We start from the raw sequence: 22,152 nt of genomic DNA, 5'->3' as shown, positions 1-22,152 counted from the left end.
ACCGGGCCGACGGGGCCCCAGGAGCGCCCGCCGGTGCCCGCCGAGCCGGGTGCCCCCGCAAGTTGTCCTGTACCAGGGCGTTTACGCAGCCCCGCCGCGACCTAATCTGAAGGTATGGCGGGGCGCGATGAGCCACCCGATGGAGCACCCGACGGCCTGCCCGGCGGTGGCGAGGACGAGTACCGGTCCGTCGTCTTCGACGAATCGTTCATCCGGGCTGCCCGGCTCCAGGAGTTCTCCGCCCAGGAGCGCATGGGCGACCACGCGCCGGCCGTGCGCAGCCGCTCCGTGCGGCTGCTGAGGGGCCCCAGACAGATGCTCGTCGTGCTCATGGTGGTCACGCTGGCCCTCGGTGCGGCGATCTTCATGGGGGTGCGCCATCCGTACCTGGCGCCGGGCGGCACGGCCTCCGATCCGCTGCGGTCGACAGTGATCCCGCTGGCGCCGCGGGGCGCGGTACCGGGGGGCACGGCCGCCGGGCTGTTCGCGCACAGCCCCGCCGCCCAGTTCCGTATCGGAGCCGCGGGAGTGAACCCCCCGGCGTTCCGGCGCACCTCGCACTTCTCGGACGTCCAGGTGTCGGCGGCGCTGGCCATGGCCAAGAAGTACGTGGTGGAGTCCTCGCTCGACCCGGCCGTCCTGATGGGCGGCTCGACGGACCGGGTACGGGCCCTGCTCGCCCCGGACCAGTACAGCCAGTTCGAACAGAGCCTCGCGTCGCCGTCCGCCGACGGCGGCCACGCGGCGACCGGCTGGCTGGTGCGCTTCGACCCCGCGCAGGTGGCGCTCGCCGACCCGCAGGTCCGGGTGTCGGGCACCCTGGCGTACCAGGAGGTGGCGGCGGGGACGCTGGAGGTGACCTCCGACCACGTCTTCGTGTACGCGCTCAGGCCCGCCGCCACCGGACCCGCGAAGGCGGGCGGCGCCTCGCTGTTCACCGTCCGCCGTGAGGTGCGCTTCCGCTTCGGCACGGACGACCTGCGGCTGCAACAGGCACGGCTGGCGTCCGCCTACGTACAGGCCGGGCCGCAGAGCTGCACGGCCGACGCGGTGAACCGGCTGCGGCCCCTGCTCGCGGGTCAGCACGCGGCGGCCGGCGGCCCGGCGGGCACGGATCCGTACGCCACCGGGCAGCCGGCCGCCGCGCTGTGCGGGACACTCGCCGTCAGGCCGTGACCGGCGCTCGCAGCCCCGAGCGAACCGGTGTCGTGACCGGCGATGCGCCGTCAGCTGCTGAGCGAACCGGTGCCCGTGACCGGCGCTGCGCCGTCAGCTCCCGGCCGGTCCCTCGCCGTCGCCGGTGGGGCGGTCCGTGCCGCTGCCGGACGCGCCGTCGCCCTTGCCCGCGCTGCCCTTGCCCCCGCCGGAACCGCCCCCGCCGGTGAACTTCCCGCGCAGCTTCCCACCCAGGTCACCCGCTCCGCCGGCGATGTCGCCGACCAGCTTCATCAGCGGGTCCTTGCTGGTGCGCACCGTGTCGGCGTAGTGCGACGCGGACTCCCTGAAGGAGTCGGAGACCGACGTCTCCTTGTCCTCGTCACGCCGCGGGTAGTGCCCGTCCATGATCCGCTGGAAGTCCCGGCTCTCCGCCCACTTCTTCAGCTCGGCGGCACGCACCGTGGTGAACGGGTGGGAACGCGGCAGCACATTGAGGATCTTCAGCACGGAGTCGCGCAGGTCGCCCCCCGCCTCGTACTCCTCCGCCTGTGCCAGGAACGCGTCGACGTTCATCTCGTGCAGGTGGTTGCCGCCGGCGATCTTCATCAGGCCGCGCATCGAGGCCCTGAGGTCCTGGCCGACCAGCAGCCCGGCCCGGTCCGCCGAGAGCTCCGACTTGCGGAACCACTCGCGCAGCGCCGTCACGAGCGCCATGATCGCGACATTGCCCAGCGGGATCCAGGCGACCTTCAGCGCGATGGTGGTGAGGAACAGCAGTATCGTCCGGTAGACCGCGTGACCGGACAGCGCATGGCCCACCTCGTGGCCGACGACCGCGCGCATCTCCTCCTCGTCCAGCAGCTCCACGAGTCCCGTGGTGACCACGATGATCGGCTCGTCCAGGCCGATGCACATGGCGTTGGGCTGCGGGTTCTGCGTGACGTACATGGCGGGGACCTTCTCCAGGTCCAGGATGTAGCAGGCGTCCCGCAGCATGACGTGGAGGTGGGCGAACTGGGCGTCGCTCACCCGCACCGAGTCGGAGAGGAAGAGGAGCCGCAGGCTGCGCTCGGGCAGCAGCCCGCTGAGCGCCTTGAACACGGTGTCGAAGCCGGTGAGCCTGCGCAGCGCCACCAGCGCCGAGCGGTCGGTCGGGTGCTCGTACGCCCGCGAGGAGATGCCCTCGAAGCGTTTGCGCTGCCTGCCCGGCACGTTCTCGTGACTGTTCTCGTGACTGCTGTCTGTCATGAATGTCCCCCTGCCTTCTGTCTTCGAGTCCCTGCTCGTCCCCCTGACGGGCCCCAGAGTATGCGGTGGGGCTAACGTGTGGCGGGGGTCCTACACCGAGAAGGAGCACGCCCGTGATGCCGGACGCGACCACACTGCTTGCTGCTGCCGCCGACCAGCAGGGGCCGGGCGATACCTTGCGGGTTCTCCTGGTTGTCCTGATCGTCGGGGCTGCCCTGCTCGCCTGGTTTCTGCTGCGTGGATATCGCAACAACGACTGAGTCGGCGTGAGCGTGCCCAGGAGGCCCGCATACGATGTTCGCGAAGCCCCCGCTCCGACTCCCGGATAGGTCCTGCTGACCATGAGCCTCCACCACACTGCCGCCAACCTGGCCACTCTCGCTGCCGAGGGTGAGCACGGCGGTAACCATCCAAGCCTGAGCCCCTTCCTCACCGGTGGCGGCGCGCTCTTCGCGCTCCTCCTGTTGCTGTGGATCACCACCCGTTTCAACCGCGACCGCTGACACCGGATCGCAGACGGGCAACAGACGGGCCAGTAGGGTCTGCACGCATGGGAGAGCAGAAGAGGCGTCTCGGCGTGATGGGCGGGACTTTCGACCCGATCCATCACGGACACCTGGTCGCCGCCAGTGAGGTGGCCTCGCAGTTCCATCTCGACGAGGTGGTGTTCGTACCGACCGGGCAGCCGTGGCAGAAGAGCCACAAGGTCGTCTCCCCGGCGGAGGACCGGTATCTGATGACGGTCATCGCGACCGCGTCCAACCCGCAGTTCTCGGTGAGCCGCATCGACATCGACCGCAGCGGGCCGACGTACACCATCGACACCCTGCGGGATCTGCGCGAGACCCACACCGACGCGGACCTCTTCTTCATCACCGGAGCCGACGCGCTCTCCCAGATCCTCACCTGGCGGAACGCGGAGGAACTGTTCGGACTCTCTCATTTCATCGGCGTGACCAGGCCTGGTCACGTCCTGACGGACGACGGCCTGCCGGAAGGCGGTGTCTCCCTGGTGGAGGTGCCGGCCCTGGCGATCTCGTCGAGCGACTGCCGGGCCCGGGTCGAACAGGGGGACCCGGTCTGGTATCTGGTTCCGGACGGTGTGGTGCGCTACATCGACAAGCGCCAGCTGTACCGCGGCGAATGACCGTGGAGAGGGGCACCGTTGAACGACCGACAGAACCCGTATGTCCAGTACGACCAGTACGGGCAGCCGATGCAGCTCGTCGGGTACGACGAGTACGGGCAGCCGGTGTACCAGCAGGTGCAGCAGCAACAGCAACAGCCGCCCCAGTACGACCAGTACGGGCAGCAGCCCCAGCAACAGGGGTACGGATACGACCCGTACGCCCAGCCGCACGCTCAGCCTCAGCACTCGACTGAGGCGTACCAGCAGCAGGGCTACGACTACGGCACCGGGCAGCAGCCCGTGGTCGACACCGGGCAGCAGCCCGCGGTCGACACCACACAGCAGTGGATACCGCAGCAGCCCCACCCGCCGCAGCCGCAGGCTCCCGCCCCACCGGCTGCGGCGCCACGGCCTCCGGAGCCCCAACAGCCGGGCCAGGCACAGCAGTCGCAGCAGACACAGGTGCAGCAGACTCCGCCGCAGCGGCCCGTTCCCGGTCAGCGCCGTCCGGCCTCGGACGAAGTCGACTACCGGACCGAACAGTTCTCCTTCATAGAAGAGCCCGACGAGGACTCCGAAGACGTCATCGACTGGCTGAAGTTCACCGAGAGCCGCACCGAGCGGCGCGAGGAGGCCAGGCGCCGGGGCCGCAACCGCGTCGTCTCGCTGATCGTCGTGGTGGCACTCGTCGTCGCGGGCGGCATCGGATACCTCTGGTACGCGGGCATGCTGCCGGGACTCTCCGGCTCGGACAGCAAGAACGCGACCGCCTCCCGCGCGCAGCAGCACGACGTGATCGTGGTCCACCTGCACAACACGAAGGGCGGCGGCACGTCCACCGCGCTCCTCGTCGACAACGTCACCACCGGGCACGGGACCACGGTCCTGCTGCCCAACTCCCTCTCCGTGGCGAACGACGACGGCACCGCCACGACGCTCGGCAAGTCCGTCGACGACGACGGCTCGGACGGCACCAGGCAGGCGCTCGGCACCCTGCTCGGAGCCAAGATCGGCGGCACCTGGCGGCTCGACACCCCGTACCTGGAGAACCTGGTCGAGCTGGTCGGCAACATCGAGATCGACACCGACACCGATGTTCCGGACAGCAAGAAGGGCGCCGATCCGCTGGTGCACCGGGGCACGGGGCAGACGCTCAGCGGGCAGATGGCTGTGGCGTACGCCACGTACCGCGCGCCCGGCGAGCCCGAGGCGAAGCAGCTCCAGCGTTTCGGGCAGGTCATGACGGGCGTGCTGAAGAAGATCTCGGACGACCCGCAGGCCGCGACGACCACGGTGAAGAACCTGGCGCAGATCCAGGATCCGTCCCTGACGGACAAGGACCTGGGCGCCTCGCTGGCCAAACTCGCCGCGCATGCCAAGAAGGGCGACTACCGGACCACCCTGCTGCCCGTGCAGAGCGACGGCACGCTCACCCAGCAGACGAGCGACGGCGTGGTCAAGGAGATCCTCGGCGGCTCGGTGACGGCGCCCGCGAAGGGCACCGCCGTGAGCGTGGGCATCTCGAACGCCAGTGGCAAGACGGCCGCGACGGAGCGCGCCAGGATCGACCTGGTCAACGGCGGCTACACGGTCCTGATCGGCAGCGAGGCGAGCGTGAGCACGTCGTCGCAGGTCACCTACGGTGACGCGGCGCAGAAGGAGAACGCGACCGAGGTCGCGAAGACCCTCGGTCTGCCGGCCGGCTCGGTCCGTAAGGGCAAGGTCGGGGCGAGCGCGGACGTCTCGGTGGTACTCGGCCAGGACTACCAGGTCAAATAACGTTTACGGGACCGTCGGCGGTCCGTGAGACCCTAGGGAGTCTCCCCGACCGCCGACGAAAGCCTGCCAGTGACCGCCACGGACCGTTCCATCGAGCTCATCAACGCCGCCGCCCAGGCCGCTGCCGACCGGCTCGCGCACGACATCACCGCGTACGACGTCAGCGATGTGCTGTCGATCACCGACGCCTTCCTGCTCGCCTCCGCTCCCAACGACCGCCAGGTCAAGTCGATCGTCGACGAGATCGAGGAGCGGCTGAACAAGGACCTCGGCGCCAAGCCGGTGCGCCGTGAGGGCGACCGCGACGCCCGCTGGATCCTGCTCGACTACGTCGACATCGTCATCCACGTCCAGCACAGCGAGGAGCGCGTCTACTACGCGCTGGAGCGGCTCTGGAAGGACTGCCCCGAGATCCCGCTCCCCGAGGACGCCGTCAAGACCCGCGGCAAGGCCGAGGAGCACGCCAAGCTCAACGGCGGCGGCGACGCCGGCCAGGATCTCCCCCTGGACATGGACGACGCAGACCTGGACGGTGAGCTGCACTGAACGGCACCACGGGCGGCCGTGGCCGCCGCATCGTGCTCTGGCGGCACGGCCAGACCGCGTGGAACCTGGAGCGGCGCTTCCAGGGCACCACGGACATCGAGCTGACCGAGGAAGGCGTCGGCCAGGCGCGCCGGGCCGCCCGGCTGCTCGCCTCGCTGAAGCCCGACGCGATCGTCGCCTCCGACCTGCGGCGAGCGGCGGCCACCGCAGGTGAACTGGGCGCGGTCACCGGCCTCGGCATCGCGTACGACTCCGCCCTGCGCGAGACGTACGCGGGCACCTGGCAGGGACTCACGCACACCGAGATCATCGCGGGTTACGGCGAGCAGTACGCCGCGTGGAAACGCGGTGAGCCGGTGCGGCGCGGTGGCGGTGAGCTGGAGACCGAGGTCGCCGACCGGGCCGCCCCGGTCGTGCTGAAACATGCCGACGAACTGCCCGACGACGGCACGCTCGTGGTCGTCAGCCACGGCGGCACCATCCGCACCACCATCGGTCGGCTCCTCGGTCTGGAGTCGTACCACTGGGAGGGCCTGGGCGGCCTCTCCAACTGCTGCTGGTCGGTCCTGGGCGAGGGTGCCCGTGGCTGGCGGCTGCTGGAGCACAACGCCGGGACCCTTCCGGAGCCGGTGTTCGGCGACGACGACTGAGGGCTCCCCGGTGGCCGTCCGGGCGGATTTCACTTTCTGGCTGGTCACACGCTAAAGTTCTTCTTGTTCGCGCCGCAGGGCCGCAGAGAATGCAGCAAGCGAAGCGAACAGCGGGGCTATAGCTCAGTTGGTAGAGCGCCTGCATGGCATGCAGGAGGTCAGGAGTTCAATTCTCCTTAGCTCCACAATCGACAATCCCGTCCCCGTCAGGGGGCGGGATTTTCTGTATGCCCACAGCTCGTCAACGGGCCCCGGCGCTCCCCGGGTTCGCGCCGGCCGCCCCCGGCGGGCCGCGTTCCGTTCGCCCGGACTCCGTCCACGACCTCGCCCGCGGCGCGGAGAGCGCCCCACGGCCACCGGGCCGGGGCGGGCGAAACGGTTCGCCCGCGGGCCCGACCCGGGCCGTGCTCCCGGGGATGCGGCCGTGCTCGTTCGCCGACGCCACTGACCCCCTTGCGGGGCCATGGCAGAATCGGACCGCCGGAGGGACGACGGCCCGTCAGGGAGGGGAGAGCGCGATGCCCGCGAGCACGCTCCAGAGTGTCCATGCCCTGGTCGGCGGGGCGACGGCCCGCACGCGGCCCGACTGCCCGCCCCACGGTTCCCCCCACACCGCCCGGACACTCGGCGACAGCGGCGGGATGTCGTGCATGTGCCCGGCCTGCGGCCACAGTTGGAGCTGACCGATGGGTGCACACAGGAGGAAATGCGACTGGTGCGGCAGCGGTACGCCCATCGTCCGCGACATGGATCCGGTCAACGCCGACTACCAGTACTGGTGCGAGGAGTGCGCGCGGGCGCTGATCATAAAAGGCGACCCGATCGAGACGTACCGGGAGCTTGAGGGCGAGCCGATCTACGGCCGGCTGCTGGAGGACCACTGCACGCTCAAGCGGTTCTACTCCTTCGCCACCGCCTGACGGGAATGGATTTGGCGGAGCACCCGGTGGACCGTGTAATGTTGGCGGAGCCGAAGGGGAATCCCCCGGAACGGCACACAGCACGGGGCTATAGCTCAGTTGGTAGAGCGCCTGCATGGCATGCAGGAGGTCAGGAGTTCAATTCTCCTTAGCTCCACAGTGAAGCGGTGGGAAGCGGGTCACCCGGACAGGGTGGCCCGCTTCTTGCTTGTCCGCCGCCGTGCCTGTTCCTGCGGCCGGGGCGCGTGCCGTCGGCCTGTGCGGCGGGACACCCCCGGGCCCTGTTCCCCGGTTCCCGATACGTCTGTGCGCGGTGTGAGGGGCCTGCGGTACCCTGACGCCATGCGTGCCGTACGCCTTCTGCTTAGCGAGCCGCGCTGAATCAGTCCCGACCGATGAAGTCCCCTGGTCGGCATCAGCGCGGCGTCCCCTCCTGTGCGAGGGGCTTTTTCGTTTGGTGCCACTGGCGCCGCAGCCGCGGGGAACGCGGGCAGAGACGACCGATGGAGCTTTGAGGACCATGAGCGAGACGAATTCTTCCTCCGCTGCCGAAAGCGCGGGAGGAGTCCCTTCCGAGGTGACCGCAGCGCACCGTTACACGGCTGCCATGGCCGCTGACATCGAGGCACGCTGGCAGGACTTCTGGGACGCCGACGGCACGTACGAGGCGCCGAACCCGACCGGTGACCTGGCGGACGACCCGGTCCTGGCGGCCCGGCCCAAGAAGTTCGTCATGGACATGTTCCCGTACCCCTCGGGTACCGGGCTGCACGTCGGCCACCCGCTGGGCTACATCGCCACGGACGTCTACGCCAGGCACCAGCGCATGACCGGGCACAACGTCCTGCACACCCTGGGCTTCGACGCCTTCGGGCTGCCGGCCGAGCAGTTCGCCGTGCAGACCGGCACCCACCCGCGGGCCTCGACCGAGGCCAACATGGAGAACATGAAGTCCCAGCTGCGCAGGCTGGGGCTGGGCCACGACAACCGCCGGTCGTTCGCCACGATCGACCCCGAGTACTACAAGTGGACGCAGTGGATCTTCGTCCAGATCTTCAACTCCTGGTACGACCGGGACGCGGAGCGGGCGCGCCCGATCGCCGAGCTGATCGCCCAGTTCGAGAGCGGTGAGCGCACGGTGCCCGGCCCGCGCGCGTGGAGCGAACTGGACGCGGAGGGGCGCGCGAACCTGCTGGGCGAGTACCGCCTGGCGTACGCGTCGGACGCCCCCGTCAACTGGTGCCCCGGCCTGGGCACCGTACTGGCGAACGAGGAGGTGACCGCGGACGGCCGTTCCGAGCGCGGCAACTTCCCCGTCTTCAAGGCGAAGCTGCGCCAGTGGAACATGCGGATCACCGCGTACGCGGACCGGCTGCTGGCCGACCTGGACGCGCTGGACTGGCCCGAAGCGATCAAGCTGCAGCAGCGGAACTGGATCGGCCGTTCCGAGGGCGCCCGGGTGGACTTCGCGGTGGGCTCCGGCTCCGAGCGGATCACGGTGTTCACCACCCGCCAGGACACGCTCTTCGGCGCCACGTACATGGTGCTGGCGCCCGAGCACGAGCTGATCTCCGGCGAGCGGTCGATCGTCCCCGACGCCTGGCCCGAGGGCACGCACGAGGTGTGGACCGGCGGCCACGCGACCCCGGCCGAGGCTGTTGCCCGGTACCGCGCCTTCGCCGCTTCGAAGTCCGACGTCGAGCGCCAGGCCGACGCCAAGGAGAAGACCGGCGTCTTCACCGGCGCGTACGCCGTCAACCCGGTCAGCGGCGAGCCGGTGCCCGTCTTCATCGCCGACTACGTGCTGATGGGGTACGGCACCGGCGCGATCATGGCCGTCCCCGCGCACGACAGCCGCGACTTCGCCTTCGCGCGCGCCTTCGAACTGCCGATGCGCTGTGTCGTGGAGCCGTCCGACGGCCGTGGTACGGACACCTCGGCCTGGGACGACGCCTTCGTGGCGCACGACGCGAAGCTGGTGAACTCCGCCGACACCGACATCTCCCTGGACGGTCTGGGCGTCGTCGAGGCCAAGGCCAGGATCACCGAGTGGCTGACCGCGCGCGGTATCGGCGAGGGCACGGTCAACTTCCGGCTGCGCGACTGGCTGTTCAGCCGCCAGCGCTACTGGGGCGAGCCCTTCCCGATCGTCTACGACGAGGACGGCATCGCCCACTCGCTGCCCGAGTCGATGCTGCCGCTGGAGCTGCCCGAGGTCGAGGACTACTCGCCGCGCACCTTCGACCCGGACGACGCCGACACCTCGCCGGAGACCCCGCTGTCCCGCAACGAGGACTGGGTCGACGTCGAGCTGGACCTGGGCCGCGGGGACGGCGTCAAGAAGTACCGGCGCGAGACCAACACCATGCCCAACTGGGCCGGTTCCTGCTGGTACGAGCTGCGCTACCTGGACCCGCACAACAGCGAGAAGCTGGTCGACCCCACCATCGAGCAGTACTGGATGGGGCCGCGCGAAGGCATGCCGCACGGCGGTGTGGACCTGTACGTCGGCGGCGCCGAGCACGCCGTACTGCACCTGCTGTACGCGCGGTTCTGGTCGAAGGTCCTGTTCGACCTGGGGCACATCTCCTCGGTCGAGCCGTTCCACAAGCTGTACAACCAGGGCATGATCCAGGCCTTCGTCTACCGCGACAGCCGCGGCATCGCCGTTCCGGCCGCCGAGGTCGAGGAGCGGGACGGCGGCTTCTGGTACGCGGGCGAGAAGGTCACCCGGGTCCTGGGCAAGATGGGCAAGTCCCTGAAGAACGCCGTCACTCCGGACGAGATCTGCGCCGAGTACGGCGCGGACACGCTGCGGCTGTACGAGATGGCGATGGGCCCGCTGGACGTCTCACGGCCGTGGGACACCCGTGCGGTGGTCGGACAGTACCGGCTGCTGCAGCGGCTGTGGCGCAATGTCGTCGACGAGGAGACCGGTGAGGTCACCGTCTCCGACGCCGAGGCCGGCGAGGACACGCTGCGCGCGCTGCACAAGGCGATCGACGGGGTCGGCCAGGACCTGGCCGGGCTGCGCTTCAACACCGCCATCGCCAAGATCACCGAGCTGAACAACTTCCTGACCAAGGCGGGCGGCGCCGTACCGCGCACGGTGGCCGAGCAGCTGGTGCTGCTGGTCGCGCCGCTGGCACCGCACATCGCCGAGGAGCTGTGGCACAAGCTGGGGCACAGCGATTCGGTGGTCCACCAGGACTTCCCGGCCGCCGACCCGGCGTACGTGGTGGACGAGACCGTGACCTGCGTCGTGCAGATCAAGGGCAAGGTCAAGGCGCGCCTGGAGATCTCGCCGTCGATCACGGACGCGGACCTGGAGAAGCTGGCGCTGGCCGACCCGGCCGTCGTCGCGGCGCTGGGTGAGGCGGGGATCCGCAAGGTGATCGTGCGGGCGCCGAAGCTGGTGAACATCGTGCCCGCGTAGCCCCGCAGCATGGCATCCGGTGCTCCGGTACGGCACCAAGTACGGCACCGGTCCCGCGTGGGGTGCGAGCTTTCCCCCCAGGGGCAGGTCGGGGGTTCCTGAGGAACCTCCGGCCTGCCCTTTCCGTTTACGGTGGAGATACCGGGTCCGGCACGAAGAGTCCGCACCGCGTCGACAACCGAGGGATGCCTCATGGAAGCCCTGATCCTGATCCTGGCGTTGCTCTTCCTCGCCTTCGTCGGGGTGGGGGCCTACGCGGCCGTCAAGGTGGTCGGCGCGGCCAGGCGGGGCGTGGACCAGACGATCGCGCAGGCCAGGCGCACCGTCGAGGACACCGCGCTGCGCGCGAAGAGCTACGGCCAGCCGGGCGCCGGGGGCGAACTGGCGCAGCTGAGGCTCACACTGCGTACGTCGATGAGGGCCACCCAGGACGCCCTGCACGCGGGCGTGGCGGAGGACGAGTCGCTGCGCGAGACGCTGGGACTCTTCGAACGGCTCAGCGTGCACGGCCTGGAGCTGGACGCTGAGCTGAGACGGCTGGAGCGCGAGCCGGACAAGACCGGACTCGGCCGCCGACTGCCCGGCCTGCGGGAGCGTACGGAGCAGATCACGCACTCGGCCGACGCACTGCGCTGGGCGGCCCGGGACCGGGCCCGGAGGTTCGCCGACGACGATCTGATCGCGCTGAACGCGGAGATCGATGTGGAGGCGGGGGCGCTGCGGCACTGGACGACCTCCGGCGAGGAGGGGGCCGGTACGGCGTCAGGGGAGCGGCCGGGTTCGAGTTCGGCTTCGGCTTCGACCGCGGGCGCGCGGCGGCGGTCCGCGAAGGACACCGGACCGGGCGCCGCGTCCGGGACCACTGCGGGACCCGAGGCGATCACCGGGCGGGACCGCGACGAACCGCGGCGCCGCTATCCGTGGCAGAAGACCGGCCGCCCGGAGAGCACCACCTGAGTGATCGCCGGGAGGGGCCGCGCTGCCGTGCCCCGGCACCTGCGGGTAATCTCCCGCTCATGTCCCGCCATGTCGCGATCGTCACCGATTCCACGGCCTACCTGCCGCAGCAGACGTTGGTGCGGCACAGCATCACAGCGGTGCCGCTGACCGTGGTCCTCGGCGACCGGGCCCTGGAGGACGGTACGGAGACCTCGGCCCGCGCACTGGCCCTGGCCCTTCAGAAGCGGCGCTCGGTGACCACGTCCCGGCCCAGCCCCGAGGTCTTCGCGGCCACCTACCGGGCGGCAGCCGAGGCGGGGGCGACCGGCATCGTCTCGCTGCATCTGTCGGCCGAGTTCTCCGGGACGTACGACGCCGCCGTGCTGGCGGCGAAGGAAGCGCCCGTACCGGTACGGGTGGTGGACACCGGCGTGGTCGCCATGGCCCTCGGGTTCTGCGCACTGTCGGCCGCCGGGACCGCGGAGGCCGGCGGCACGCTGGACGAGGCGGTGGCCGCCGCGGAGAAGCGCGCCGGGGGCACGTCCGCGTACTTCTACGTGGACACCCTGGACTACCTGCGCCGCGGCGGCCGGATCGGTGCGGCACAGGCGCTGCTCGGCTCGGCGCTCGCGGTGAAGCCGCTGCTGGAGCTCGACGGCGGCCGGATCGAAATGCGGGAGAAGGTACGCACGGCCTCGAAGGCGATCGCCCGGCTGGAGGAGATCGCCGCCGACCGGGCGGGGGCGGATCAGGTGGACATCGCGGTACACCATCTGGCGGCGCCCGAGCGGGCGGCGGCGCTCGCGGAACGGCTGCGCGACCGTGTGCCGGGCCTGGTCGACCTGCATGTCAGCGAGGTGGGCGCGGTCATCGGAGCGCATACCGGACCGGGACTGCTGGGAGTTGTCGTCTCACTGCGCTGAAGCCGCTCGATCGGGTGGCGGTGTTATCCACAAGTGCCGGGTTCTCCACCGTAATTGACCTTGATCAGCGGGGGCCGGGGGAGATGCCTACCGTCTCGTGGCATGACTTCCCGAACGCTCAGCCCACGTTCTGCGACCAGCGGCCCCGGCCGTGCGCCCGCGTCGGACGGCCGCGCCCGCCATGCCGCCGCACGACGCCGTTCGCGACGAGTCCGTACGCCGTCGCCCCGGGCGCCACTGCTTCTGCGCGCGGAGGCGCTGTTTCCGGCTGCGCCGAGGGAATCGGTGGGGAGGGCTGCGCCGGTCGAGCGGGTCGAGTGTGCAGATCTTGGTGTTCCAGGTCGGGGTGGCACGGGTCGGGATAGCACGGGTCGGGATGGCACGGGTCGGGATGGCACGGGTCGGGATGGCACGGGTCGAGGTGGCACGGGTCGGGGTGGCACAGGTCGGGATAGCACGGGTCCGGGTGGTCCCGGCCCCGGCGGTTCAGGTCCGGGTGGTCCCGGGGTTTCGGGTGCGGCGGGTGCGCCAAGTACGCCGGGTGGTTCGGCTGCAACCGGTGGGGCGCGTGCGGGGGTTGCCGCAGGCGGGCCGGGCGTATCCGCGGCGCCCTCGTCGGCCGGCAGAATCGGCGCGGCCGTGACCGGCGCCGGGGCAGCGCTGCGTGAGCGTCTGCCGTTATGGGCGCAGGCGCGGTGCGGACTCGCTCCCCGGACACTCGCCGCGCTGGCTGCCGTCCTCGTGGTGGCCGTGGTCTTCGCCGTCCAGCACTTCTGGACCGGACGCCCCCAATCCGTCAGAGCGCCGGAGATGGTCAGCGAGGGGGCGCCCGCTGCCGTTCCGAAGGCGACAGCAGGGTCAGGGGCACCCGGTCGGCCCCGGCAGCCTGCCGGCGCCGGGCCGACCGGGGCGTCCGCCGCACGGATCGTCGTGGATGTCAGCGGCAAGGTCCGTAGCCCGGGAATCCAGCGCCTGCCCGCCGGTTCGCGGGTCGCCGACGCCCTGCGGGCGGCCGGCGGGATCAAGGCGGGAGTGGACGCGGTCGGGCTGAACCGGGCACGGGTGCTCACCGACGGCGAGCAGGTCGTCGTCGGTGAGCCGCCCGCACCACAGTCCGCGGTCGGCGGAGGCGCCGCTCCTGCGGGCGGCACCGGCCCGCCGACCGGGGCCGCCGCGGCGCCGGTGAGCCTCAGTACCGCCACTGCGGAGCAGCTCAACACCCTGCCCGGCGTCGGCCCCGTACTGGCTCAGCACATCATCGACTACCGCACCCAGCACGGCGGTTTCGGCTCCGTCGGTGAGCTCCGTGAGGTCAACGGCATCGGTGACCGGCGCTTCTCCGACCTCCAGCCTCTCGTACAGCCATGACACGTTCAGGCGGACCACTGCCAACAGCCGTGGCACGCACCGCAGTCCACGCGGCATCCGGCCACCGGCTCGGCGCGTCCGATCCACGGCAGGAGGGCCCTGTCGATCTGCGGCTGGTGGCGCCCGCACTGGCCGCGTGGCTTGCGGCGGCCCTGGCTGTGGCGGCACCGGGCCGGTGGACGCTCTGTGCGGTCGCGGCCTGCGTCTGTGCGGCAGCGGTGCTGCTGGTGCGCCGGGCCGTCCGGCCGGGAAACCGGCTGAACGCGACCGCCGCGGCAGCGACTCTGCTCTGTGCCGCTGCGGGCGCGGTCTCGGGCGGACTGCACGGGGCCGATGCCCGGCGGGGCCCGGTGCCAGGGCTGGCGCGCCAATCGGCCCGTGTCACAGCGGAGTTGACCGTCACGTCCGATCCCCGTCCGACGCGTCCCCGGATCCGCGGGGACCACGCGGCGCCCCCGTCCTTCGTCCTCGACGCGGAGATCACCCGAGTACGGGCGCCCGGCGGCAGCACGTCCACCGTCCGTACTCCCGTCCTGGTGATCGCCCACTCCGCCGAGTGGCAGCGGCTGCTGCCCACCACCCGGCTGCGGCTGACCGCTCGGCTGGAGGCTCCGCTGTCGGACGACGACCGCATCGCTGCCGTGCTGAGCGTGCCGGGCAGGGAGCCCCCGCGCGTCACCGGAGCGCCGACCGGTGTCCAGAGCCTGGCGGGAGACCTGCGTGCCGGGCTGCGGGCGGCGAGCGACGGGCTCGCCCCGGACGCGCGGGCCCTGCTTCCCGGGCTGGTCGTGGGGGACACCTCCAGGATTCCGCCCGACCTCCGCGACGCCTTCCAGACCACCGACCTGACGCACCTGCTCGCGGTGTCGGGAAGTAACCTCACGCTGATCCTGGCTCTGCTGATCGGCCCGCCCGGTGCTGCGCTGCGGGCCGAACGGGGCGGGCTCGCACCGCGGTTCGGCATCCCGCTGCGGGCGACGGCCGTGCTCGGCGGGATACTGACCCTGGCCTTCGTGATCGTGTGCCGACCGGATCCGAGCGTGCTGCGGGCCGCGGCCTGCGGACTCGTCACGCTGCTCGCGATCGGCACGGGGCGCCGGAGATCGCTCATCCCGGCACTGGCCGCAGCGGTACTGCTGCTGGTGCTGTACGACCCCTGGCTGGCCCGCAGTTACGGCTTCGTCCTCTCCGTCCTGGCCACCGGCGCCCTCCTCACCATCGGGCCGACCTGGAGCGCCGCGCTGCAACGGCGCGGAGTGCCGCCGCGGCTCGCCGAGGTGGTCGCGGCGGCAGCCGCCGCACAGGCGGTCTGCGCCCCGGTCATCGTGCTGCTGTCGTCCCGGGTCGGGCTGGTGGCCGTCCCCTGCAATCTCCTCGCCGAACTCGCGGTGGGACCCGCGACGGTCCTCGGCTTCGCCTCTCTGGCGACCGCTCCGGTGTCCACGGCGGTGGCAGGCGTGCTGGCCCGGTGCGCGGGATGGCCGGCCGGCTGGATCGCCGCCGTCGCACGCGGTGGTGCCGCACTTCCCGGCGCGCAGGTCGACTGGCCCGGGGGCCGGTCCGGTGCACTGCTGCTCGCCGTCGTCACGGTGGCCCTCGTGGCCGCCGCCCGAAGGCTGCGCCATCACCCCTGGGTGGCGGCCGTCTGCGTACTGCTGCTGTTCGTCGCCGTGCTGCGGCCCGCTCCGCTCACCCGTGTCGTCACCGGCTGGCCACCTCCCGGCTGGACGTACGCGATGTGTGATGTCGGCCAGGGCGATGCCACTGTGCTGGCGGCAGGTGCGGGGACAGCCGTTGTCATCGACGCGGGCCCGGATCCGCACCTCGTCGACCACTGCCTGCGTGAACTCGGCGTCACCCGTATCCCGCTCCTCCTGCTCACCCACTTCCATGCCGATCATGTGGCCGGGCTGCCCGGCGTACTGCGCGGCCGGGCCGTCGGCACGATCGAGACGACGAACCTCCAGGACCCGCAGGACCAGAGCGCGTCCGTACGGAGAGCGGCAGCGGCGGCGCACATCCCTGTGGTCCGGGCGGGACCGGGGGAGCAGCGCCGTATCGGACAGCTCGGCTGGCAGGTGCTGTGGCCACCGGCCGGACCCGCGCCGGTCCCGGACGGACCGAACGACGCCAGTGTCACCCTGCTCGTGCACGCCGCCGGCCTGACCCTGCTGCTCCCCGGCGATCTGGAACCACCCGCGCAGGAAGCGCTGTTACGGGCCTACCCGGCGCTGCCCCCGGTGGACGTGCTGAAGGTCGCCCATCACGGCTCGGCGTACCAGGACCCCGGCCTGCTGCGTGCCGTCCACCCTCGGCTCGCGCTGATCTCGTGCGGGCAGGACAACCCGTACGGTCACCCGGCCCCGCGTACGGTCGCGGCCCTGCGCGCGGGCGGCGCCACCGTGCTGCGTACCGACACGGACGGCTCCATCGCGGTGACGGGCACGGGGCCCGCGCTGCGCGCCATACCCAACGGAGGCTGACCGGCGACGGCGACGGCGATGGCGATGTCGTACGGCGTGACCTGGACGCCTGCCGTGCGGCGGGACCCGGACGGCTGACCCGAGGTCCTCGCACGTAGACCCGAGGACTCCGCACGTAGACCCGAGGACTCCGCGCGGCAGCACCGGGTGCCGGTGCTGCGGGACGTCTCCGGCGGTACGGGTTCGTCCACTTCGCAGGGAGTACAAGTCGTGACAGGTGACGCCAACCCCCACGACCAGCACAGTTTGCCCAGAACGCCCCCACAATGATCGAATGTCTATTCGTCAACGGGTCGCCGCCCCGACAACGACGTCCTGCTGTGCGTGCGACCGAGGATCGGTCCTACGCACGGGGGTTCGTGAAAAGTGTTCAGCCGTTGGTTTGGCAGCAGGTCCACCGGCGTCGCCCGCAGCGGTGGCCTCCTCGGAGAGCTGACGGTCCCCGAGCGCGGGGGCGTGCTCACCTGCCGGGTGCTCGATCCGGTCAACGAGCCTGTGCAGCAGGCCGAGTTCGTCCTCACCGACAGGATGGGCCGCAGGACCGTGGGCGGTGAGACCGACCCGTACGGCTCCGTGTTCACCACCGTCCCCGCCGGTGAGTACCGGCTCGCCGTCACCGCCGAGGGCTTCACCCCCTTCCACGGGAACGTCACCGTGACCGAGGGCGGTCACGCCGCCATGGGCGGGGTGACCCTCCAGATCGCCCAGCCCCCCACGCTGCCGGAACCCGGCGAGTGGGAGATCGAGCCGACGCACTCGCACATCAGCTTCACCGCCCGGCACATCGGGATGGCGCGTATCCACGGCCGTTTCAACACCTTCGCCGGAGCGGTCAGGATCGCGGACCACATGGAGCAGTCGGCCATGCACGTGATCATCGACGCGGCGTCCATCGACACCAACGTCCAGATGCGCGACGACCATCTGCGCTCCGGCGACTTCCTCGACGTGGCGCACTTCCCGACGCTGGAGTTCTACAGCGAGCGCTTCGTCCACCGCGGCGGCAGCCGTTGGGGCGTGACCGGCGCGCTCACCCTGCACGGTGTCAGCCGCACCGTCACGCTCGACACGCAGTACCTGGGCATCGGCAACGGCATGGAGGGCGAGATCCGCGCCGCCTGCCGGGCCACCACCGAACTGCACCGGGAGGACTTCACCGTCACCTGGCAGACCATGCTGGCCCGGGGTATCGCGGCGGTCGGCAACAGCGTCACCATCGACCTGGACATCCAGATCGTGAAGAAGGCCGCCCCGAACACGCCCTGACGGGACAAACTCTTAGCCTGGCCTGGCCAGGCCAGGGCCGTGCCTCAGGGCGTCTCCAGCCACCCTTCGTACTCCGCCGCGAAGGTGTCCAGCTCGGCGGGGGCCAGCCGCCCGTCCGGATCCTCGACGACGACCAGCCACTGCGCGTCCTCGGCGTCGTCCTCACCGGCCAGCGCGTCCCGTACGAGCTGGGGCTCCTGGCTCACCCCGAAACGGTCGGCGAGTTCCCCCGCCACCTCCTCCGCGGTGTCGCGGTCCGGCAGCACCAGCACATGTCTCACATCGCTCACCTGGCCATTCTCCGCCACGTACGGGAGTGTCAGTGCCCCGTGGGATGCTGGACCGCGATGATCCGCAAACAGAGCCAGCAGAATTCCGCCGACGACGTCCTCGCACCCGTCACCCTCGCCGTCGGGCAGGAGGACCTGCTGCTCGACCGCGCGGTGCAGCAGGTGGTCGCAGCCGCCCGTGCCGCCGACGCCGACACGGACGTCCGGGATCTCACGTCCGACCAGCTCCAGCCCGGCACGCTCGCCGAGCTGACCAGCCCTTCGCTCTTCGCGGAGCGCAAGGTCGTGATCGTGCGGAACGCGCAGGACCTCTCGGCCGACACGATCAAGGACGTCAAGGACTACCTGGGCGCTCCCGCCGAGGAGATCACCCTGGTGCTTCTCCATGCGGGAGGGGCCAAGGGCAAGGGACTGCTGGACGCCGCGCGTAAGGCCGGTGCCCGCGAGGTCGCCTGCCCGAAGACGACCAAGCCCGCGGAGCGGCTCTCCTTCGTACGGTCGGAGTTCCGCGCCCTGGGCCGTTCCGCCACCCCCGAGGCCTGCCAGGCGCTGGTCGATTCGATCGGCAGCGATCTGCGCGAGCTCGCGAGCGCGGCCTCCCAGCTCGTCGCGGACGTCGAGGGCACCATCGACGAGGCCGTCGTCGGCCGCTACTACACGGGCCGAGCCGAGGCGTCCAGCTTCACCGTCGCCGACCGGGCCGTCGAGGGGCGGACCGCCGAAGCGCTGGAGGCGCTGCGCTGGTCGCTGTCGACCGGGGTGGCTCCCGTACTGATCACCAGCGCGCTGGCCCAAGGGGTCCGCGCCATCGGCAAGCTCTCCTCGGCGCGTGGCGGCCGTCCCGCCGATCTCGCGCGCGAGCTGGGCATGCCGCCGTGGAAGATCGACCGGGTGCGCCAGCAGATGCGCGGCTGGACACCGGACGGGGTCGCGCTCGCGCTGCTGGCCGTCGCCGAGGCCGACGCGGGGGTCAAGGGCGGCGGCGACGATCCGGAGTACGCGCTGGAGAAGGCCGTGGTCACGGTGGCCCGCGCGGCCCGCCTCCGGCGTTAGGGCCTGTCCGACCGCGCCCCTAGCAGACGCCCCGAGCAGGCGCCCCGAGCAGCCGCCCCGACCACGCGCCGGAGCACGCGCCGGAGCACGCGCACCACGCACGCCGAAGGCCCCGCTCCCGTCCTGGGGAAGGACGGCAGCGGGGCCTTCGGCTCAAGCATCTGTGCGCCGCACCCGCGTGGCGAACGCAGGCCGTGTGCGGCGCGGGGTGTCGTACCGGAGCGGGTAGAGGGACCGCTGGGTCCGGGACGACGGCTGGGCTCGGAGAGCCCGTCATGCGAAGTCAGTCGGACGGAACGTCGGACCGAATCGTTCAGGCAGCGAGACCGGCAACGCGCTTGGCGATGGCCGACTTCTTGTTGGCAGCGGCGTTCTTGTGGATGACGCCCTTGCTGACAGCCTTGTCGAGCTGCTGCGAGGCCAGACGAGCGGCCACGGTGGCCTTCTCGACGTCGCCCGCGACAGCGGCCTCACGGGCCTTGCGGATCGCGGTCTTGAGCGACGACTTGACGGCCTTGTTACGCAGGCGCGCCTTCTCGTTGGTCTTGTTCCGCTTGATCTGGGACTTGATGTTCGCCACGAAAGAGCCTTTTCAGGTTCGATTGAATTTCGATGAGTGCCCCACGCCGACCCGTACGGATCCGGTTCAGCGGTTTCGGGTGACCGATGCGCGTCGACGGACTCGTGCGAAGGGGGCAGGAGGCACAGCTGACCACGGTATCAGCCGTCCACCCACCAGCCCAAAACGGGCTCCGGTGCCCAGTCGTGGGACCATGGCAGCTACGTATCGATCCGCCATCGCCCGAGACGAGACGCCCCGCGTCTCAAGAATCAGGACCTTGCGTGCCCGCGACTCCTACCCACGTGCCCGAGCCGAGCCGTACCGACCCGGCGCTGATCCGCAATTTCTGCATCATCGCGCACATCGACCACGGCAAGTCGACCCTTGCCGACCGGATGCTTCAGCTGACCGGTGTGGTCGACCAGCGGCAGATGCGCGCTCAGTACCTCGACCGTATGGACATCGAGCGTGAGCGCGGCATCACGATCAAGTCCCAGGCGGTCCGGCTGCCCTGGGCGCCCACCACGGGCGACGGCCAGGGCAAGACCCATGTCCTGAACATGATCGACACCCCTGGTCACGTGGACTTCACCTATGAGGTCTCCCGCTCCCTCGCGGCATGCGAGGGCACGGTTCTGCTGGTGGACGCCGCCCAGGGCATCGAGGCCCAGACTCTCGCCAACCTCTATCTGGCGATGGAGAACGACCTCACGATCGTTCCGGTGCTCAACAAGATCGACCTGCCGGCCGCGCAGCCCGAGAAGTTCTCCGAGGAGCTGGCGAACCTCATCGGCTGCCAGCCGGAGGATGTGCTGAAGGTCTCGGCCAAGACCGGCGTCGGGGTGGATGCCCTGCTCGACCGCGTCGTCAAGGACGTCCCGGCCCCGATCGGCGCGGCCGACGCCCCGGCCCGCGCGATGATCTTCGACTCGGTCTACGACTCCTACCGCGGCGTCGTGACGTACGTCCGGGTCATCGACGGCTCGCTCAACAAGCGCGAGCGCATCCGGATGATGTCCACCAACGCCACCCACGAACTGCTGGAGATCGGCGTCTCCTCGCCGGAGATGACCCCCTCCGACGGTCTGGGCGTCGGCGAGGTCGGCTACATCATCACCGGTGTGAAGGACGTCAGGCAGTCCAAGGTCGGTGACACCATCACCTCCCTGCACAAGGGCGCCACCGAGGCGCTGGGCGGCTACAAGGACCCCAAGCCGATGGTGTTCTCGGGGCTCTACCCGCTGGACGGCTCGGACTACCCGGACCTGCGCGAGGCCCTGGAGAAGCTCCAGCTCAACGACGCGGCGCTGGTGTACGAACCGGAGACCTCGGCGGCGCTGGGCTTCGGCTTCCGCGTCGGCTTCCTCGGGCTGCTCCACCTCGACGTGGTCCGGGAGCGGCTGGAGCGCGAGTTCAACCTGGAGCTCATCGCCACCGCCCCCAACGTGGTCTACCGCGTGGAGATGGAGGACGGTACCGAGCACACCGTCACCAACCCGAGCGAGTTCCCCGAGGGCAAGATCGACAAGGTGCACGAGCCGGTCGTCCGCGCCACGGTGCTGGCCCCCAGCGAGTTCATCGGCGCGATCATGGAGCTCTGCCAGAACCGGCGCGGCGCCCTGCTCGGCATGGACTACCTCTCCGAGGACCGCGTAGAGATCCGCTACACCCTGCCGCTCGCCGAGATCGTCTTCGACTTCTTCGACCAGCTGAAGTCCAAGACCCGCGGCTACGCCTCGCTCGACTACGAGCCCACCGGCGAGCAGAGCGCCCAGCTCGTCAAGGTCGACATCCTGCTGCACGGCGACAAGGTCGACGCCTTCTCCGCCGTCACGCACAAGGACAAGGCGTACGCGTACGGGGTGCGGCTCGTCGCCAAGCTGCAGAAGCTCATTCCCCGGCAGAACTTCGAGGTGCCGATCCAGGCGGCCATCGGCGCCCGGGTCATCGCCCGTGAGACCGTCCGCGCCATCCGCAAGGACGTCCTCGCCAAGTGCTACGGCGGTGACATCTCCCGTAAGCGGAAGCTGCTGGAGAAGCAGAAGGAAGGCAAGAAGCGGATGAAGATGGTCGGCAACGTGGAGGTCCCGCAGGAGGCCTTCATCGCGGTGCTGTCCACCGACGAGTCCGGCGAGGCCAAGAAGAAGTAGCCGGAGCAGAACAGCGGCCTGGCGCAGTGGACCAGGTCGTAACCCGGAGGGCGGAACGCGCAGGCGGTTCCGTGCACCGGGCTGACGGGCCCCCGTACCTCGGTGCGGGGGCCCGTTCGTTATGAAGCACACGCCTGCTCCCCCTTACGTGGCGGACACTGGCGCTCTACTCTGATCCTTAGTTACTCGCCAGTTAAATACCAGCCACCAGCCAGTCGTGCAGTGCTGCCCGTAGGCCCGGAGGACGACGTC

General features: G+C 70.6%; 20 protein-coding genes and 2 tRNA genes. 18 read left to right on the top strand and 4 right to left on the bottom strand.

Annotated elements, in window-relative coordinates:
- Positions 1 to 114 precede the first annotated feature (114 nt).
- A complete protein-coding gene (locus tag NBY69_RS04455) occupies positions 115 to 1,176 on the top strand; it encodes a hypothetical protein (protein WP_250298404.1) in 1,062 nt (353 codons plus the stop codon).
- Positions 1,177 to 1,269: 93 nt separating this feature from the next.
- Here NBY69_RS04455 and NBY69_RS04450 read toward each other — a convergent pair whose 3' ends face one another.
- Entirely contained in the window at positions 1,270 to 2,406 is a 1,137-nt protein-coding gene (locus NBY69_RS04450; protein WP_250298403.1) for a M48 family metallopeptidase, read from the bottom strand.
- Between the two features lie 116 nt (positions 2,407 to 2,522).
- On the opposite strand from NBY69_RS04450, the gene NBY69_RS04445 reads away from it, so the two are divergent.
- The 7 genes from NBY69_RS04445 (at position 2,523) to NBY69_RS04415 (ending at position 6,695) form a co-directional block, all read left to right on the top strand.
- Positions 2,523 to 2,666: a hypothetical protein gene (locus tag NBY69_RS04445; RefSeq protein WP_250298402.1), complete on the top strand. Its 144-nt coding sequence runs from the start codon at positions 2,523 to 2,525 to the stop codon at positions 2,664 to 2,666.
- Between the two features lie 81 nt (positions 2,667 to 2,747).
- Positions 2,748 to 2,909, top strand: coding sequence for a hypothetical protein (locus NBY69_RS04440; RefSeq protein ID WP_250298401.1), 162 nt, complete (start codon positions 2,748 to 2,750; stop codon positions 2,907 to 2,909).
- A 47-nt stretch (positions 2,910 to 2,956) separates the two neighbouring features.
- Positions 2,957 to 3,553: a nicotinate-nucleotide adenylyltransferase gene (gene nadD, locus NBY69_RS04435; RefSeq protein WP_250298400.1), complete on the top strand. Its 597-nt coding sequence runs from the start codon at positions 2,957 to 2,959 to the stop codon at positions 3,551 to 3,553.
- An 18-nt stretch (positions 3,554 to 3,571) separates the two neighbouring features.
- Positions 3,572 to 5,314, top strand: coding sequence for an LCP family protein (locus tag NBY69_RS04430; RefSeq protein ID WP_284347843.1), 1,743 nt, complete (start codon positions 3,572 to 3,574; stop codon positions 5,312 to 5,314).
- Between the two features lie 69 nt (positions 5,315 to 5,383).
- Complete coding sequence (gene rsfS / locus NBY69_RS04425) at positions 5,384 to 5,860, top strand: ribosome silencing factor (protein WP_250298397.1); 477 nt, start codon at positions 5,384 to 5,386, stop codon at positions 5,858 to 5,860.
- The gene (locus NBY69_RS04420; protein ID WP_250298544.1) at positions 5,857 to 6,510 is read left to right on the top strand and encodes a histidine phosphatase family protein; all 654 of its coding nucleotides are present in this window, start codon (positions 5,857 to 5,859) and stop codon (positions 6,508 to 6,510) included. Before rsfS ends, NBY69_RS04420 begins: the two co-directional genes overlap by 4 nt.
- 112 nt (positions 6,511 to 6,622) lie before the next feature.
- Positions 6,623 to 6,695: transfer RNA gene (locus NBY69_RS04415), tRNA-Ala, on the top strand.
- A 314-nt stretch (positions 6,696 to 7,009) separates the two neighbouring features.
- Here NBY69_RS04415 and NBY69_RS04410 read toward each other — a convergent pair.
- Entirely contained in the window at positions 7,010 to 7,258 is a 249-nt protein-coding gene (locus NBY69_RS04410) for a hypothetical protein (RefSeq protein WP_250298559.1), read from the bottom strand.
- On the opposite strand from NBY69_RS04410, the gene NBY69_RS04405 reads away from it, so the two are divergent.
- The 8 genes from NBY69_RS04405 (at position 7,197) to NBY69_RS04370 (ending at position 17,845) form a co-directional block, all read left to right on the top strand.
- Complete coding sequence (locus NBY69_RS04405) at positions 7,197 to 7,430, top strand: hypothetical protein (protein WP_250298396.1); 234 nt, start codon at positions 7,197 to 7,199, stop codon at positions 7,428 to 7,430. The genes NBY69_RS04410 and NBY69_RS04405 overlap by 62 nt on opposite strands.
- An 84-nt stretch (positions 7,431 to 7,514) precedes the next feature.
- Positions 7,515 to 7,587, top strand: a tRNA-Ala gene (locus NBY69_RS04400).
- A 363-nt stretch (positions 7,588 to 7,950) separates the two neighbouring features.
- Positions 7,951 to 10,866 (top strand): leucine--tRNA ligase, encoded by a 2,916-nt coding sequence (gene leuS, locus NBY69_RS04395; RefSeq protein WP_250298395.1) that lies wholly within the window; start codon positions 7,951 to 7,953, stop codon positions 10,864 to 10,866.
- Between the two features lie 192 nt (positions 10,867 to 11,058).
- On the top strand, positions 11,059 to 11,823 hold the full coding sequence (locus tag NBY69_RS04390) for a hypothetical protein (protein ID WP_250298394.1): 765 nt from the start codon (positions 11,059 to 11,061) through the stop codon (positions 11,821 to 11,823).
- 59 nt (positions 11,824 to 11,882) lie between these two features.
- Positions 11,883 to 12,728 carry a DegV family protein gene (locus NBY69_RS04385; protein WP_250298393.1) on the top strand — a complete coding sequence of 282 codons (846 nt, stop codon included), beginning with the start codon at positions 11,883 to 11,885 and terminating at the stop codon, positions 12,726 to 12,728.
- A 930-nt stretch (positions 12,729 to 13,658) separates the two neighbouring features.
- Positions 13,659 to 14,096, top strand: coding sequence for a helix-hairpin-helix domain-containing protein (locus NBY69_RS37585; protein WP_374211207.1), 438 nt, complete (start codon positions 13,659 to 13,661; stop codon positions 14,094 to 14,096).
- Complete coding sequence (locus tag NBY69_RS04375; RefSeq protein WP_250298391.1) at positions 14,093 to 16,579, top strand: ComEC/Rec2 family competence protein; 2,487 nt, start codon at positions 14,093 to 14,095, stop codon at positions 16,577 to 16,579. Before NBY69_RS37585 ends, NBY69_RS04375 begins: the two co-directional genes overlap by 4 nt.
- Before the next feature lie 366 nt (positions 16,580 to 16,945).
- On the top strand, positions 16,946 to 17,845 hold the full coding sequence (locus tag NBY69_RS04370) for a YceI family protein (RefSeq protein WP_250298390.1): 900 nt from the start codon (positions 16,946 to 16,948) through the stop codon (positions 17,843 to 17,845).
- 44 nt (positions 17,846 to 17,889) lie between these two features.
- Here NBY69_RS04370 and NBY69_RS04365 read toward each other — a convergent pair whose 3' ends face one another.
- Positions 17,890 to 18,135, bottom strand: coding sequence for a hypothetical protein (locus tag NBY69_RS04365; protein ID WP_250298389.1), 246 nt, complete (start codon positions 18,133 to 18,135; stop codon positions 17,890 to 17,892).
- A gap of 57 nt (positions 18,136 to 18,192) precedes the next feature.
- Between NBY69_RS04365 and holA the strand changes: the two genes are divergently transcribed.
- Positions 18,193 to 19,188 carry a DNA polymerase III subunit delta gene (gene holA, locus NBY69_RS04360; RefSeq protein WP_250298388.1) on the top strand — a complete coding sequence of 332 codons (996 nt, stop codon included), beginning with the start codon at positions 18,193 to 18,195 and terminating at the stop codon, positions 19,186 to 19,188.
- A gap of 313 nt (positions 19,189 to 19,501) precedes the next feature.
- Here the strand turns inward: holA and rpsT are convergent, their stop codons facing one another.
- Positions 19,502 to 19,768: a 30S ribosomal protein S20 gene (gene rpsT / locus NBY69_RS04355; RefSeq protein WP_250298387.1), complete on the bottom strand. Its 267-nt coding sequence runs from the start codon at positions 19,766 to 19,768 to the stop codon at positions 19,502 to 19,504.
- Positions 19,769 to 20,031: 263 nt separating this feature from the next.
- On the opposite strand from rpsT, the gene lepA reads away from it, so the two are divergent.
- Complete coding sequence (lepA, locus tag NBY69_RS04350) at positions 20,032 to 21,900, top strand: translation elongation factor 4 (protein ID WP_250298386.1); 1,869 nt, start codon at positions 20,032 to 20,034, stop codon at positions 21,898 to 21,900.
- Positions 21,901 to 22,152 lie beyond the last annotated feature (252 nt).

Origin of the sequence: Streptomyces sp. A 4/2, assembly GCF_940670765.1 — a bacterium.
GTDB lineage: Bacteria > Actinomycetota > Actinomycetes > Streptomycetales > Streptomycetaceae > Streptomyces.
Note: the sequence above shows the minus strand (reverse complement) of the source record. Positions and strands in the feature narration are given on the sequence as shown.